General features: G+C 63.3%; 1 protein-coding gene and 1 pseudogene. Both read left to right on the top strand.

The genetic code is table 11. From position 1 onward, the window contains the following. Window positions 1–121 (top strand): annotated as a pseudogene (locus RTM06_RS22455) (HesA/MoeB/ThiF family protein); the annotation flags it as partial. Next, window positions 118–319: ATP-binding cassette domain-containing protein (locus RTM06_RS22450; protein WP_312184761.1), on the top strand; the 202-nt coding region annotated here is incomplete at its 3' end. The pseudogene RTM06_RS22455 and the gene RTM06_RS22450, both read left to right, overlap by 4 nt.

The following is a 319-nucleotide window of genomic DNA, read 5'->3' as shown; positions in this document are numbered from 1 at the left end:
GCCCGCCCGGCAGCGCATCGTGCTGGTGTGCGCCAGCGGCATCCGCGCCGCGCAGGCCGCTAGCGCGCTGGCGCAGCGTGGATTTCATCAGCTGGCGATTCTGGCGGCCAATCGCCCATGAATCAGGACATTCTCTTCAACGATGTGAGTTTTAGCTGGGGCGATAAACCGCTGTGTCAGAGGCTGAATTTGCAACTGCGCGGCTGCAAAACCACGGTAATGCTGGGACGCAGCGGCATCGGCAAAAGTACGCTACTGCGGCTGGTGGCCGGTTTACTCCAGCCGCAGCAGGGCGCGGTGCAGCGCTTGAGCGGCAATG

Origin of the sequence: Pantoea sp. CTOTU46764, from assembly GCF_031974595.1 — a bacterium.
In the GTDB taxonomy this organism is placed as follows: Bacteria; Pseudomonadota; Gammaproteobacteria; order Enterobacterales; family Enterobacteriaceae; genus Pantoea; species Pantoea trifolii.
The sequence above is the reverse complement of the archived record's forward strand: the minus strand, read 5'-3'. Positions and strand labels throughout refer to the sequence as shown.